Raw genomic sequence first — 12,260 nt, forward strand, 5'->3', positions numbered from 1 at the left:
TCAGCCCTTCTTCTTGTACATCGAAAGCATGCGCTCGGTGACGAGGAAGCCGCCGAAGATGTTCACCGAAGCCAGGATCAGCGCGACGAAGCCGAAGAGCTTGGCCCAGACCGGACCGTCGCCCAGCGCCGGGGCGGCCTGGACGCCGACCGCGAGCAGCGCGCCGACGACAATAACCGAGGAGATGGCATTGGTGACCGACATCAGCGGCGTGTGCAGCGCCGGCGTCACCGACCAGACCACGTAATAGCCGACGAAGACGGCGAGCACGAAGATCGCGAGGCGAAACACCGTCGGGTCGACCCCGGTTGCGACGCCTGCCGCGGCGGCGGCCTGCTCGGCGTATTTCTCGGCGAGCTCGGCCGCCTGCTTCGCCAGCGCGGCGGCGGAGCGGGCCTGTTCGAGCGCTTGTTCGGGTGTCGGATTAGCCATGGTGTCGGACTCCCCTCGGGCTTTCGCTCAGGCCTTCGGCACAAAATTCGGATGGATCACCGCGCCGTCCTTGGTCAGGGCGGTCGCCTTGACCAGTTCGTCGTCCCAGTTCACCGCAAGCGCCTTCGCGCTCTTGTCGATCAGCGTCTCGACGAAGGCGAAGAGGTTCTTGGCGTAGAGCTGCGACGAGGTCGCGGCGAGGCGGCCGGGCACGTTGAGATGACCGACGATCTTGACGCCATTGGCCGTGACCGCGACTTCACCAGGTTTGGCAAGCTCGCAATTGCCGCCGCGCTCGACCGCGAGATCGACGATCACGGAACCGGCCTTCATGCTCTCGACCATCGCAGCCGAGATCAGCTTCGGCGCGGGCCGGCCGGGGATCAGCGCGGTGGTGATGACGATATCCTGCTTGGCGATGTGGCTCGCCGTCAGCTCGGCCTGCTTGGCCTGGTATTCCTTGGACATTTCCTTGGCGTAGCCGCCAGCCGTCTGCGCCTGCTTGAACTCGTCGTCCTCGACGGCCAGGAATTTCGCGCCGAGCGATTCGACCTGCTCCTTGGTGGCGGGGCGCACATCGGTCGCAGTCACGATCGCGCCGAGACGCCGCGCCGTCGCGATCGCCTGCAGGCCGGCGACGCCGACACCCATGATGAAGATGCGCGCAGCAGGGACAGTACCGGCCGCCGTCATCATCATCGGCAGCGCCCGGCCATATTCGGCCGCGCCGTCGATCACGGCGCGATAGCCGGCGAGATTCGCCTGCGAGGAAAGCACGTCCATGACCTGGGCGCGGGTGATGCGCGGCATGAACTCCATCGCGAAGGCCGCGACCTTGGCCTTGGCCAGGGCCTCGACCGCAGCCTCGTTGCCATAGGGGTCCATGATCCCGACGACGAGTGCGCCGGACGGCAGGCCGGCGATTTCCGATTCGGCCGGACGGCGCACCTTGAGCACGATCGCCGCGCCCTTGAGCGCCTCCTTGGCGTTCTTGGCAATGGTTGCGCCCGCCGCCTCGTAATCGGCGTCATTGATGCCGGAAGCGAGCCCGGCGCCTTTCTCGACCACGATTTCGGCCCCGAGGCCGATGAACTTGCGGACGGTCTCCGGCGTCACGGCGACGCGGGTTTCCGCCCCTTGCGTTTCGGCTGGCACAGCAATGCGCATGGCAGGGCGAGGCCTTTCAGGCTTGGCGGAGGCGGATCTTACAGGAGGACGAGCGCGACCATCATCAGCGCGAAGGGAACGGCCGGAGCCTTCCAGGCGAGCGACCTCGACGCGATCCCGACAGCCGTGCCGACCAGCGTCAGCAGCGTACCGATGAGGGCGACGCCCCAGGCATGCTTGGTGCCGCCCACCGCCAGCGCCGCGACGACGGCGAAGCAAGCGACGGTGCCGACTTCGGCGAAATGCAGGAAGCCGTGATAGGTCCGCTCATGCTCGGCGTAGTCCATCTGCGGAATGTCGGCGGCGTGATGCCCGTGATCGGCCATGGGTGGTTCCCGAGATTGAAGAAAATCCTCTTGCCCTGTAGCGCACCCGCGATGGGTCGGCAACGCATCGTCACCGGAAATGAGCCTGTTTATTAGGCGGATTTCCGGACTTCACGACATAAAATTGCGAGAATGGTCGAATCTAATCGATTGAAAGACCACAGCCGCGGTCAAACTGACGACGCAATGAGCTTGGTGCAGGCCAAAGCCTTACCTCGGGTCCAGCTACGAACGGCATTGGCCGCGAGGGCTTCGAAGCCGCAGAATAAAAGCCGATGCCTGGAATTCGCCTTACGAGCTGCTCAGATGGAGCGCCCATTCACGGCTGCTTTCAATTGTCCCACGATCAGATCCACGACGTCGGTGAGGCCGCGAAGATGGGGAGAGCACAGCACCTCCAACGACAGCTTGATTGTGAGCTCCGCGCCGCCGACCACGACGATTCCCGCCGGCGGTTTTTCGCCAAGGCGGCGCTGCGGCATCAGGCCGAAGCCTAATCCTTCCCGCACGAGCGCCAGCTGCAGGGTTGCATCCTGTACCTCGGCAACGATCCGCAATTGCCAGCCGCGCCGGCTCAGCGCGGCCGCCAAGGCACGGCGAGCATCGCAGGGTTCGGGGCTCAATATCCATGCCGCGTTTGCAAGATCTGTCTCGGCACGCTCCGGCGCTGCGACAACTCTCAGTTCCTCGTCGCAGAGCAGGCCGGCCTGCCCCGCGGCCTGCGGATCCGACAGAACGAGCACGGCGTCGAGCTGCCCGCGATGCAGTCGTTCGCGCAAGGGCTCGCTCCACCCCGTCGTCAGCCGAAGCGTCACCCGCGGAAAGCGCCGCGCGGCCTCCGCTGCGATGGCCGCGAAATCGCGATCGGCCAGCCCATGGGTCAGACCGAGGCGCAGAACGCCTTCCGGCTCGCCTCGTGCCGTCACCTGCCGCATGTCGGCATAGGCGGCGAGGATATCCCGGCAGCGCCGCAACGCCTCAGCTCCGGCCGGCGTGAGGCCCGGCGGCTTCTGCCGACGGTCGAGCAGCTCCGCGCCGAGCGCTTGTTCCAGGCGCTGTATCTGCCGCGTCACGGCCGGCTGGGTCAGAGGCAGGCGCTGTGCGACCTTCTGAATCGAGCCCTCTTCCGCCAGCAGCACAAAGGTTCGCATCTCGTCGAGCATAGCTTCTCTCGCGTGCATGATTATCCTGAATATTATGAATTTGAGATCAAGGCGCGGCAAGCCCATGCTCCGACCTCATCAAGGAGGACGGCATGAAAGCGATCATTTTGGACGACGGCACCGGTCTCGAGCGCTTGCGATGCGTCCAGCGGCCAATCCCCGAGCCGGCGCGGCAGCAGGTCGTCATTCGTGTCAAGGCGGCTTCACTCAATTACCGCGATGTCGAGATCGCACGCGGCAGCTACCACACCAGCTTTCCAACCCCTCTCGTCCCGCTTTCCGATGGTGTCGGCGAGGTCGTCGCGATCGGCAGCGACGTGACGCGGGTCAAGGTCGGCGACCGCGTCTGCGGGACCTTCTGGCAGCGCTGGGTCGCCGGCGGTTTCGAGATGGCGCAAGCGGCCTATCAGCTCGGCGGCCCGCTTGACGGCATGCTGCGCGAATATGCCTGTCTCGACGAGCAGGGCGTGGTACCCGCGCCCGCCCATCTCAGTCACGCCGAGGCAGCGACCCTGCCCTGCGCCGCCGTCACCGCCTGGCACTCGCTCGTCACGGAGGGTGCGCTGAAGCCTGGCGACACCGTCCTCGTCCAGGGCACGGGAGGCGTCTCGCTGTTTGCCCTGCAATTTGCTCTTGCGGCGGGAGCGCGCGTGATCGCGACGTCCAGCAGCGACGAGAAGCTCGCCCAAGCCCGAACGCTCGGCGCCTTCGCCGGCATCAACTACCGGCGCTCGCCGAACTGGGCGGAAGCCGTCCTTGAACTGACCGGAGGGCAGGGTGTCGACCAGGTCGTCGAGGTCGGCGGCCCGCAGAGCTTCGCGCAATCGCTGCATGCCACGCGGCGCGGCGGCCAGATCAGCATCATCGGATATCTCGGTGGCACCGAAGGGGCGATCAATCCGCTCGACATCTTCCGCCGGCAGTTGCGGGTCCGCGGCATCCCGGTCGGTTCGCGCGCGTCGTTCGAGGCGATGAACCGGGCAATCTCGGCAACCAGGCTGACGCCCGTCATCGCTCGCCGCTTTGACTGGATGGACATCGCCGAGGCGCTGGCCTTCCTCGAGAGCGGCACCCATTTCGGCAAGGTCGTGCTCGAATTCCCCGACTCGTGATCGGGTGAGTCACCTGGAGCCGGATCAATGTGAAAAACGGGTTTCCACTTTTTCGCATCCAGCGCTTGCATCAGGCGCGAGGCGTCACGAACGATCGCTTCGCTGAAAGCCGCGCATCCGGCATCAGCGTCTGCCACTACACATCTGCGCCTTGGAGCCCGGCGCTCTGGAGCGCCGCCCGCTGGACTTCCGTCACCCGCGCCAGGTCGAAATCCTCGATCTCCGCCTCGAACAGGCGATGGAAATTCAGTTCCGCGTCGAGATGCAGGAAGACGCCCCCGAGCCCGATCGCGGCGCGGTCCATGAAGACGAATTCGCGCGGCACCGTCACCGGCCCGCGCCGCTTCAGGGCCTGATGCACCTGGAAGGCCTGCTTGCGGCCATACTCGGCCGGGCTGACGTCTTCGGCGATGCGGCGCGTCCGGTCCTCCAGCAGCGGCCCGTAGATAAAGCGCGCCCAGATGTTCAGCGTGTCGACGAGATCCTTGGTCAGCCCCTTGAAGCCCCAGGTCTCATAGGCGTGGACGACGCGGGCGGTATCGCCCTCCAGCAGGCCGCGATAGAGATCGACCACGCCGCCGACGAAGCTCGGCGGGAAGATGCGGATGCAGCCATAGTCGAGCAGGTTGATGCCCTGCGCCGCGCCGCCTTCCGAGAAGACCGTGTAGTTGCCCAGATGCGGATCGCCATGGATGACGCCGTGATGGCTGAAAGGCCGCCACCAGGCCTTGAACATCGCGGTCGAGATGCGGTCGCGCGCGCCCTGGTCGTCCTGCTTATGGGACAGGATCGGGCTGCCCTCGAGCCAATGCATGGTCAGGAGCCTGCGCGTCGACAATGAGGCTTCGAGCCGGGGCACCCGCACCTCCGGCGTGTCAGCCAGGATCTCCTGATAAAGCGCGATATGCTTCGCCTCGCGAATGTAATCGAGCTCTTCGCGCACCCTGGCGCCGATCTCCTTGGCGATCTCGGTCGTGTCGATCACCGGGTCCATGCGCCGGTGCAGGGCGAACAGGATGTCGAGCTGGGAGATGTCGGCCTCCACAGCCGACTCCATGTCGGGATATTGCAGCTTGCAGGCGAGCGGCACACCCTCCAGCGTCGTCGCACGATGCACTTGCCCCAGCGAGGCCGCGGCGGCCGGCTTCAGGTCGAACTCGGCGAAGCGCTCGCGCCATTGCAGCCCAAGCTCGGCCATCATCCGGCGCTTGACGAAGGCAGCTCCCATCGGCGGCGCCTGCGATTGCAGCTTCTGCAATTCGGCGGCGTATTCCGGCGGCACCACATCGGGAATCGTGGCGACGAGCTGAGCCACCTTCATGATCGGGCCCTTCAGCCCGCCCAGCGCCTTGGCCAAGGCCTCGGCATTGCTGGCGTTGCGGCCATCCAGCCCGAACAACCGCGTACCGGCGATGCGCGCCGCGACCCCGCCGACATTGGCCCCGACACGGGCATAGCGCGCAGCGCGGGCGGAAAAGCGGTTGGCTTCGCTATCGTAGTCGGACATGGGGCGTGACGGACCGTTCTGGTGGTTGTCATCCCCATGTAGGCCGGCGCGGCGCGAACGCCAGTGCAGCCGATCGTCTCAGCCGCGAGAGGCGCAGCTCGGATGCACCCACCGATCAGAGATAGCCGACCAGCCCCTGCGAGGCATTGCCGCCCAGCCGCCCCTGCGTCGCCTGGATGCTCTGATAGGTCTGGACGAGCTGGCTGGTGAAGCGGTCGCTGACCCCGAGCGCGGCTTTCTCCTCGGTGCTCATGGCGGCGTATCGGTTGACGAGGGCGAGGCTCGCGCTCGCGCCGTCGCTGCCGCCGGACGTCGCCTTCAGCGTATCGAGCACGCTTGCGCGGTTGCGCTGGTCGAGTTCGGTCATGGCGGTACGGATTTCGCCCGCCGAGAAGGCCGAGCCCTGGTTGAGCGCGATTGCCGCCAGCGAACGGTTGTCGAAAGCGCTGAAATCGACCTGCTGCCCAGTCTTGTCCGAATCGTCGAAGACCAGCTTGGTTCCCTTGTCCTTGGCGCTGTCGGCCTGCGCATCGAGCAGCGCCCGCGCATTGGCGGCCACAGCTGCGATGCTGGTCTGCGGCGTGCCGGTCCCGCCGGCCGAGGCCTTGCCGAGCAGGGCCTGGACGGGATCGGCCGCATTCTTGGTCACGGGCGCTTTGCCGGGGTTCGCGCGTGCCACGGCAGCGCCGTCGACCAGAGCTTGTTTCTGGTCCTGCCAGGCTTTCGTCGCCTGCTCGTCGGGCCCAGCCGCATTCACATAGCTCAGCGCGGCATCGTAAAGGCCGACATAGTTCCCGGTGTGCCGGGCGACAACGGCATAGGGGGTCAGCGCAGCATCGAAGCGTGATTGCAGCGCCGTCGCCGCGGCCGCACTCTCGTCCTTGGAGAAAAGCCCCTGGGCATTGGCAGCAACGGCCGACAGGGTGGCGCGGCTCTGGCCGGTCAGATCGACCGCGACCTTGCCGTCGATCAGCGCCGAGGAAATCCCGAGCGCTTGATATTGCTGATCGAACCATTGCCGCGCATTCGCAGCGCGCGTGGCCAGGCTCGTGCCGGAATCGGTCGCGGCCGCCGCGGAGGTCCGGGCGAGATAGGCCTTGGCTTCGTCGGACAGGGCGACCGTCGCCGATGCGGGGAGTTGCGAGCCCGTCGTCGCATCCTCGCTAAGCAGCTGCGCGAGCGAGGGCTGGGCGTCGAGCACAGCCTGCCCGCTGCGGGTGTAATTCAGGAGCAAGGAGGCACTGGCGCCGATGGTCGTGGACATCGCGGCTCTCTGGAGATGGCGTTAGACGCTCCGGAGCAGGGACTGTGCCAGCTTTAAGGTCTTGATAACTATGGAGACGCCATCAGGCGACCCAGGCAGGAATTACCCCTGCCCGGCAAAAACTGCTGGTCTGCCTTCACGCTAGCACCGCGCCGCGAGATCAGCCCTGACCTCGGCAACGCTCGCGGCACGCCCGCCGGCCGCCTCGACCAGCTTCAGCGTGTCCCCCACCAGTTCCGCATTCGTCCTCGCGCATCCGAAATGCGCATCCTCGAGCCCCGCCCGGACATGGACGCCGCGCGCCACGGCCGGCCCGATCAGCCCGGAAAGATCGACACCGAGCCCCGCGATCATCACCGGAGCGCCGGGCGCATCCTCGGCGAGCAAGGCGAGATGGGCGTCGAGCGCGTAAGCCTTCGGCGGAAAGCCCCAGGCGAAGGCATCGGAGAACATCAGGCGATAGATCGGCGTCGGCAGCCCCGGATAGGCCCTGGCCAGCGCCGCGCCCAATCGCGTGAAGCCGGGCTCATAGATCGCATAGCTCGGATGGATCCTGTGGGCATGGGCGACCGCCATCCCCTCGCGGATATGCTCGCCCGGGTTCTGGTAGATGAAGCCGGGCTCGCCGCCGGGAATGCCGGCGAAGGTCGTCCAGTTGCAGGAGCCGGGATCGAGCACACCCCATTCGACGAGGCCGCGCTTCGCCAACTCCTCCAGATGGGTGTAGCGGCCCGAGCCGATCATATCGCCGGCATAGCCCGAGCCGAGGATCGGGATGGTCGGATAGACGATGGCATCGACCTTGGCGCGGATGCCTTCGATCGCCCGGGCATAGAGCTGCCAATCGTCGCGCTGGCGGCCGGTCTCGACGTCGTAGACATGCAGATGCACGATCGCCGCCCCCGCCTCGACAACCGCGATGCCGTCAGCAACGATGTCGGGAATGGCGACCGGAATGCCGGGCTGGCGCTCCTTGCCCCAGGGCCCGTTGATCGCGGCTTCGATCCAGATGGGGATGGTCATGCAGATGCATCCTTGGGCCAGTTGTCGCGAATCCAGCGGGTCAACCCGTCCTCGCCGGCCTCTCCGGCCGCGAGTGCGAGAATCATCGCTGCGGCGTCGGCCTGGGGAACGATGAACTCCACATCGTTGATGAAGAGGAATGTGTAGAGAGCCAGGAGCGCGGTGCGCTTGTTGCCGTCGATGAACGGATGGTTCTTGGCCAGCTCGAACGCGTAGGCGGCCGCCAGTTCCGGCAGCTCCGCCGCCTCATAAGCCCATTTGTTGACAGGGCGCTCCAACGCGGATGCGAGCATGCCCGCTTCGCGCAGACCAATCCCCCCGCCATGAACGGCGAGTTGCTCGTCATGGATGGCTGTGACGATCTCCTCCGACAGCCAGTTCGGCTCGGTCATTTGGCAAGCTCAGCCAAGGCATCATGATAGATTTTCATGCCTCGGCGCGCCGCTTCCATGGCTTTGTCGAAGTCCGGCTTCTGCTTGACGAGCCGAAAAGCGCCATTGGGCTGTTCGACGACGTGCAAGGCATCACCTTCCTTGAGCTTGAGCCGTGCCAGCATCTCGCGCGGCAGGATCAGCCCCAGCGAATTGCCGATCTTGCGGATTTGCAGCACGTTGACGCTATCGGTGGCGCCGGTCTTCGTCGTCAGGTCGGGCTTGTTCATGACGAACATCCAGGTTGCGTTATACGATCTGTATAACATAGCGATGCGGCCATGTCAGCGACACCGCATCACGCCGCGCCAATAGGCACGACATCCTTCCCCCTCTCACGCCCTGCCCACGCTCCGTCGAACAGCATCGTGGCGACCAGCCAGAGCATCAGTGCGACCAAGGCAACCCCGCCCAGGACCATGAAGGCCGCGCCATAGCCGTAGGACTGCGCGACCCAGCCTCCCAGCGTCGGGCTGAGCGATGCGCCGATGCCTTGCACGGTCATCACCGCCCCCAGCCCGAGATTGAAATGCCCGGAGCCGCGCAGGATCTGCGCCACCAGGCCGGGTACGGCGACACCCAGGAGCCCTGCCCCGACGCCATCGAGAATCTGCACGGGCACGAGAACCCAGAAACCCGGAAGCGATGCGGCGATCAGCCCTCGCAGGGGCAGCGCCAGCAGAGCCAGCACGAAGACGATCCAGTAGCCGCGCGTCTGGGCCAGCTTCGCCGCGAGCAGCGCCATCGGGATCATCGTCAACTGCGCCACGACAACCGTCAGCGCGGTCGCGGCGCTCGGATCGCCATTGCCACGCGCCACCATCGCCTGGCCAAGCAGCGGCAGCATCGCGCCATTGCCGAGATGGAACAGCATCAGCACGCTCGCCAACACAAGCAGCGGGGCGGAGGTCAGCAGCAGCGCCGAGCGTGACCGTCCGCCGGACGCTGCCGATCCGGCTTCGCCCCCGCGCGCCGCCTCATGATCGATCGCTTCCGCCGGGATCAGCAGGGCGGAGGCGATGGCGAAGACCGCCATGGCGGCCATGAACCAGAACACCGCTTGCAGGCCGAAGACGTAGCCGAGCCCGCCGCCGGCAAGCGCGGCGAACATGGTGCCCCCATGGTTGAAGGCCTCGTTCTGGCCGAGTTGCCGGGCAAAGCCTGCCTGCTTCACCAATCCAAGGGTTATCGCGGCAATCGCAGGCCCGATGACTGCGCCGGCCACGCCCTGCACGACCTGCGCGCCGATCGTGACAGCCAGATTCGGCACATAGAGCATCGTCAGCGAGGTGACGATGATGGCGATGGACGCGATGATCATCACCGCCCGCTTTGCCTTGGTGGCATCGACGACAGCGCCGAGCGGCGTCGTCGCCATCATGCCGGCGAGCCCGCCGACCGTCATCACCAATCCGATATCCTGCGGACCCCAGCCGCGTTCCTGCAGATAGACCCCGAGGAATGGCCCCAGCCCATCCCGGACGTCCGCCATGAAGAAATTGAGCCCATTGAGCGCGGGAAGGGACATGCCAATGGTCTCCAAGGCCGACGAACCGGCGAGCCAACGTCAGCCTCCACGGATTGTTCCGCCAATCCACCGTGCGCGCAGCGCCAACGACTTGGCCGGCCAAGCCATCTCCGCAATCCCGCCGTGTGCAAAAGCGGCAAGGCCCGGCCTTGTCAGCCCGCCCCCTTCGCGCGCCTAATCGCCAAAACGACGATCGGGAACGGAAACGATGGGTCTCTATTTCGAGGAATTTGGCGAGGATCTGCGCGTCGTCACGCGCGGCCGCACCGTCGGCGAAGGCGACATCACGCTGTTTTCCGGGCTCTCGGGCGATTTCAACCCGCTGCATGTCGACAGCGAATATTGCGCCACGACCCCGTTCGGCGAGCGCATCGCCCATGGCCCGCTGACGCTTGCCATGGCGATCGGCCTGGTCTCGCAGCAGAACCTGGTCGACGCCACCACCATGGGTCTGCTCGACCTGCACTGGAGCTTCGCCGGGCCGGTCAGGATCGGCGACACCGTCCATGCCGTGGTCACGACCGTGGATCGCAAGCCCTCGCGCAAGCCCGATCGCGGTGTCGTCACCCTCAGGCTCGATGTCTTCAACCAGCGCGGCGAGCAGGTTCAGACCGGTCATCTCAAGCTTTTGATGAAGCGCCTGCCGGGGCAAGGCTGATGCTGAAGCGGGCGGCAAGCTACCGGGACACTGTCGAGGCTTTCCGCTGGGATATCCCGGAGCGCTTCAACATCGGCATCGCCTGCTGCGACCGCCATGCCGATGGCAGCGGCAAGCCGGCGCTGATCTATGAGGATCAGGATCACGGCGTCGCAACCGTCAGCTTCGACGCACTGAAACAGGGCTCCAACCGCCTCGCCAATATGCTGCGCGGCCATGGCATCAGGCCGGGCGAGCGCGTCGGCATCCTGCTGCCGCAACGGCCGGAGACGGCGATGGCCCATCTCGCCATCTACAAGATGGGCGCGATCGCGCTGCCGCTCTTCACCCAGTTCGGGCCGGACGCGCTCGAACACCGTTTGCAGCATAGCGGCGCGGCAGCGCTGATCACTGATGCCGAGAACATCGGCAAGATCGAGACGATTCGCGCCGCCTTGCCCGACCTCAAGCGCATCTTCGTCATCGGCGAGAGAGCAACGATCGCAGCCCATCTCGATTTCGATGTGGAGTTGGCGAAGGCCTCCGATGGCTTTGCGCCTGTCGATACGCGGGCCGATGATCCAGCTCTGATCATCTACACCTCCGGCACGACGGGAAAGCCCAAGGGCGCGCTGCATGCCCATCGCGTCCTGCTCGGCCATCTGCCCGGCGTGCAACTGCCGCAGGAGTTCTTCCCGCAAGCCGGCGACCTGTTCTGGACGCCGGCCGACTGGGCCTGGGCCGGCGGCCTGCTCGACGTATTGCTGCCGAGCCTCTATTTCGGCGTGCCGGTGCTGGCCTCGCGCGCTCGGAAGTTCGATCCGGAAGCCGCCTTCGCCCTGATGGCCCGGCACAAGGTCCGCAACGCCTTCCTACCGCCGACGGCGCTGAAGCTGATGCGGCAGGTCGAGAGGCCGCAGCGCTTCGGCTATGCGATGCGCTCGATCGGCACCGGCGGCGAGACACTGGGCGCCGACATGCTGGCCTGGAGCGAGGAGACCTTCGGCTTTCCGGTCAATGAGTTCTACGGCCAGACCGAGGCGAATCTGATCGTCTCGAACTGCGCCAGCCTGTTCCCGATCGTGCCCGGCTCGATGGGCCGCGCCGTGCCCGGCCACCGCGTCGCGGTGATTTCGCCCGAGGGCGAGAAGCTGCCGGCCGGCGAGCAGGGGCTGATCGCGGTGGCAAGGCCCGACCCGGTGATGATGCTGGAATACTGGCGCCAGCCCGAGGCGACGGCAGCCAAATTCGTCGGCGATTGGCTCGTCACCGGCGATACCGGCGCCTGCGACGCCGAGGGCTATTTCTGGTTCCAGGGCCGCGACGACGACATCATCTCCAGCGGCGCCTACCGCATCGGACCCGGCGACATCGAGGACTGCGTCATCCGCCATCCGGCCGTGCTGATGGTCGCCGTCGTCGGCAGCCCCGATCCGCTGCGCACCGAGGTGGTCAAGGCCTTCGTGTTGCCGAAACCGGGCTTTGCCCCTTCGGATGCTTTGGCGGCCGAAATCCAGGCCTTCGTCCGGAAGCGGCTCGCCGCCTATCAATATCCCCGCGAAATCGAATTCGTCACCGAACTGCCGATGACCGCGACCGGCAAGATCCGGCGCAAGGATTTGCGCGACCTGGAGGTGGCGCGGAAGAAATCTGGCGGCGACCGATGAAAG

13 protein-coding genes are annotated in these 12,260 nt (G+C 66.0%); 3 read left to right on the top strand and 10 right to left on the bottom strand.

Annotation, left to right across the window (positions count from 1 at the left end; translation table 11 throughout):
• The 4 genes from CYD53_RS17360 to CYD53_RS17375 all read right to left on the bottom strand — a co-directional run bounded on the left by CYD53_RS17360 (window position 1) and on the right by CYD53_RS17375 (window position 3,088).
• The gene (locus CYD53_RS17360; protein ID WP_103719338.1) at window positions 1-432 is read right to left on the bottom strand and encodes an NAD(P) transhydrogenase subunit alpha part 2; all 432 of its coding nucleotides are present in this window, start codon (window positions 430-432) and stop codon (window positions 1-3) included.
• A 27-nt stretch (window positions 433-459) separates the two neighbouring features.
• Window positions 460-1,599, bottom strand: coding sequence for a Re/Si-specific NAD(P)(+) transhydrogenase subunit alpha (locus CYD53_RS17365; protein ID WP_103719339.1), 1,140 nt, complete (start codon window positions 1,597-1,599; stop codon window positions 460-462).
• 38 nt (window positions 1,600-1,637) lie between these two features.
• Complete coding sequence (locus CYD53_RS17370; protein WP_103719340.1) at window positions 1,638-1,925, bottom strand: aa3-type cytochrome c oxidase subunit IV; 288 nt, start codon at window positions 1,923-1,925, stop codon at window positions 1,638-1,640.
• A gap of 302 nt (window positions 1,926-2,227) precedes the next feature.
• Complete coding sequence (locus CYD53_RS17375) at window positions 2,228-3,088, bottom strand: LysR family transcriptional regulator (protein WP_181011917.1); 861 nt, start codon at window positions 3,086-3,088, stop codon at window positions 2,228-2,230.
• Window positions 3,089-3,180: 92 nt separating this feature from the next.
• Here CYD53_RS17375 and CYD53_RS17380 point away from each other — a divergent pair, with 92 nt between their 5' ends.
• Window positions 3,181-4,200 carry a zinc-dependent alcohol dehydrogenase family protein gene (locus CYD53_RS17380; protein WP_103719342.1) on the top strand — a complete coding sequence of 340 codons (1,020 nt, stop codon included), beginning with the start codon at window positions 3,181-3,183 and terminating at the stop codon, window positions 4,198-4,200.
• Between the two features lie 136 nt (window positions 4,201-4,336).
• Here CYD53_RS17380 and CYD53_RS17385 read toward each other — a convergent pair whose 3' ends face one another.
• The 6 genes from CYD53_RS17385 to CYD53_RS17410 all read right to left on the bottom strand — a co-directional run bounded on the left by CYD53_RS17385 (window position 4,337) and on the right by CYD53_RS17410 (window position 9,953).
• Window positions 4,337-5,707, bottom strand: coding sequence for an ABC1 kinase family protein (locus CYD53_RS17385; protein ID WP_103719343.1), 1,371 nt, complete (start codon window positions 5,705-5,707; stop codon window positions 4,337-4,339).
• A gap of 115 nt (window positions 5,708-5,822) precedes the next feature.
• Window positions 5,823-6,971, bottom strand: a complete 1,149-nt coding sequence (locus CYD53_RS17390) for a hypothetical protein (protein ID WP_103719344.1) — start codon at window positions 6,969-6,971, stop codon at window positions 5,823-5,825.
• 141 nt (window positions 6,972-7,112) lie between these two features.
• Window positions 7,113-7,994, bottom strand: coding sequence for a beta-keto acid cleavage family enzyme (locus CYD53_RS17395; RefSeq protein ID WP_103719345.1), 882 nt, complete (start codon window positions 7,992-7,994; stop codon window positions 7,113-7,115).
• On the bottom strand, window positions 7,991-8,386 hold the full coding sequence (locus tag CYD53_RS17400; protein ID WP_103719346.1) for a type II toxin-antitoxin system death-on-curing family toxin: 396 nt from the start codon (window positions 8,384-8,386) through the stop codon (window positions 7,991-7,993). The genes CYD53_RS17395 and CYD53_RS17400 overlap by 4 nt, the downstream gene beginning before the upstream one ends.
• Window positions 8,383-8,655 carry an AbrB/MazE/SpoVT family DNA-binding domain-containing protein gene (locus CYD53_RS17405; RefSeq protein ID WP_103719477.1) on the bottom strand — a complete coding sequence of 91 codons (273 nt, stop codon included), beginning with the start codon at window positions 8,653-8,655 and terminating at the stop codon, window positions 8,383-8,385. The genes CYD53_RS17400 and CYD53_RS17405 overlap by 4 nt, the downstream gene beginning before the upstream one ends.
• Before the next feature lie 68 nt (window positions 8,656-8,723).
• The gene (locus tag CYD53_RS17410) at window positions 8,724-9,953 is read right to left on the bottom strand and encodes an MFS transporter (RefSeq protein ID WP_103719347.1); all 1,230 of its coding nucleotides are present in this window, start codon (window positions 9,951-9,953) and stop codon (window positions 8,724-8,726) included.
• Window positions 9,954-10,161: 208 nt separating this feature from the next.
• On the opposite strand from CYD53_RS17410, the gene CYD53_RS17415 reads away from it, so the two are divergent.
• Together CYD53_RS17415 and CYD53_RS17420 are read left to right on the top strand one after the other, a co-directional pair.
• Entirely contained in the window at window positions 10,162-10,611 is a 450-nt protein-coding gene (locus tag CYD53_RS17415) for a MaoC/PaaZ C-terminal domain-containing protein (protein ID WP_103719348.1), read from the top strand.
• The gene (locus CYD53_RS17420) at window positions 10,611-12,257 is read left to right on the top strand and encodes an acyl-CoA synthetase (RefSeq protein WP_103719349.1); all 1,647 of its coding nucleotides are present in this window, start codon (window positions 10,611-10,613) and stop codon (window positions 12,255-12,257) included. Before CYD53_RS17415 ends, CYD53_RS17420 begins: the two co-directional genes overlap by 1 nt.
• The last annotated feature ends 3 nt before the right edge of the window (window positions 12,258-12,260 follow it).

It is taken from the genome of Allobosea psychrotolerans, assembly GCF_002917105.1.
Lineage (GTDB): Bacteria > Pseudomonadota > Alphaproteobacteria > Rhizobiales > Beijerinckiaceae > Allobosea > Allobosea psychrotolerans.

Excerpts from the sequence above, each read along its gene's own strand:
- CYD53_RS17420 (WP_103719349.1), top strand. The coding sequence starts at position 10,611 with ATGCTGAAGCGGGCGGCAAGCTACCGGGACACTGTCGAGGCTTTCCGC.
- CYD53_RS17370 (WP_103719340.1), bottom strand. The coding sequence starts at position 1,925 with ATGGCCGATCACGGGCATCACGCCGCCGACATTCCGCAGATGGACTAC.
- CYD53_RS17375 (WP_181011917.1), bottom strand. The coding sequence starts at position 3,088 with ATGCTCGACGAGATGCGAACCTTTGTGCTGCTGGCGGAAGAGGGCTCG.
- CYD53_RS17360 (WP_103719338.1), bottom strand. The coding sequence starts at position 432 with ATGGCTAATCCGACACCCGAACAAGCGCTCGAACAGGCCCGCTCCGCC.
- CYD53_RS17405 (WP_103719477.1), bottom strand. The coding sequence starts at position 8,655 with ATGAACAAGCCCGACCTGACGACGAAGACCGGCGCCACCGATAGCGTC.
- CYD53_RS17390 (WP_103719344.1), bottom strand. The coding sequence starts at position 6,971 with ATGTCCACGACCATCGGCGCCAGTGCCTCCTTGCTCCTGAATTACACC.
- CYD53_RS17395 (WP_103719345.1), bottom strand. The coding sequence starts at position 7,994 with ATGACCATCCCCATCTGGATCGAAGCCGCGATCAACGGGCCCTGGGGC.
- CYD53_RS17400 (WP_103719346.1), bottom strand. The coding sequence starts at position 8,386 with ATGACCGAGCCGAACTGGCTGTCGGAGGAGATCGTCACAGCCATCCAT.
- CYD53_RS17385 (WP_103719343.1), bottom strand. The coding sequence starts at position 5,707 with ATGTCCGACTACGATAGCGAAGCCAACCGCTTTTCCGCCCGCGCTGCG.
- CYD53_RS17415 (WP_103719348.1), top strand. The coding sequence starts at position 10,162 with ATGGGTCTCTATTTCGAGGAATTTGGCGAGGATCTGCGCGTCGTCACG.
- CYD53_RS17365 (WP_103719339.1), bottom strand. The coding sequence starts at position 1,599 with ATGCGCATTGCTGTGCCAGCCGAAACGCAAGGGGCGGAAACCCGCGTC.
- CYD53_RS17410 (WP_103719347.1), bottom strand. The coding sequence starts at position 9,953 with ATGTCCCTTCCCGCGCTCAATGGGCTCAATTTCTTCATGGCGGACGTC.
- CYD53_RS17380 (WP_103719342.1), top strand. The coding sequence starts at position 3,181 with ATGAAAGCGATCATTTTGGACGACGGCACCGGTCTCGAGCGCTTGCGA.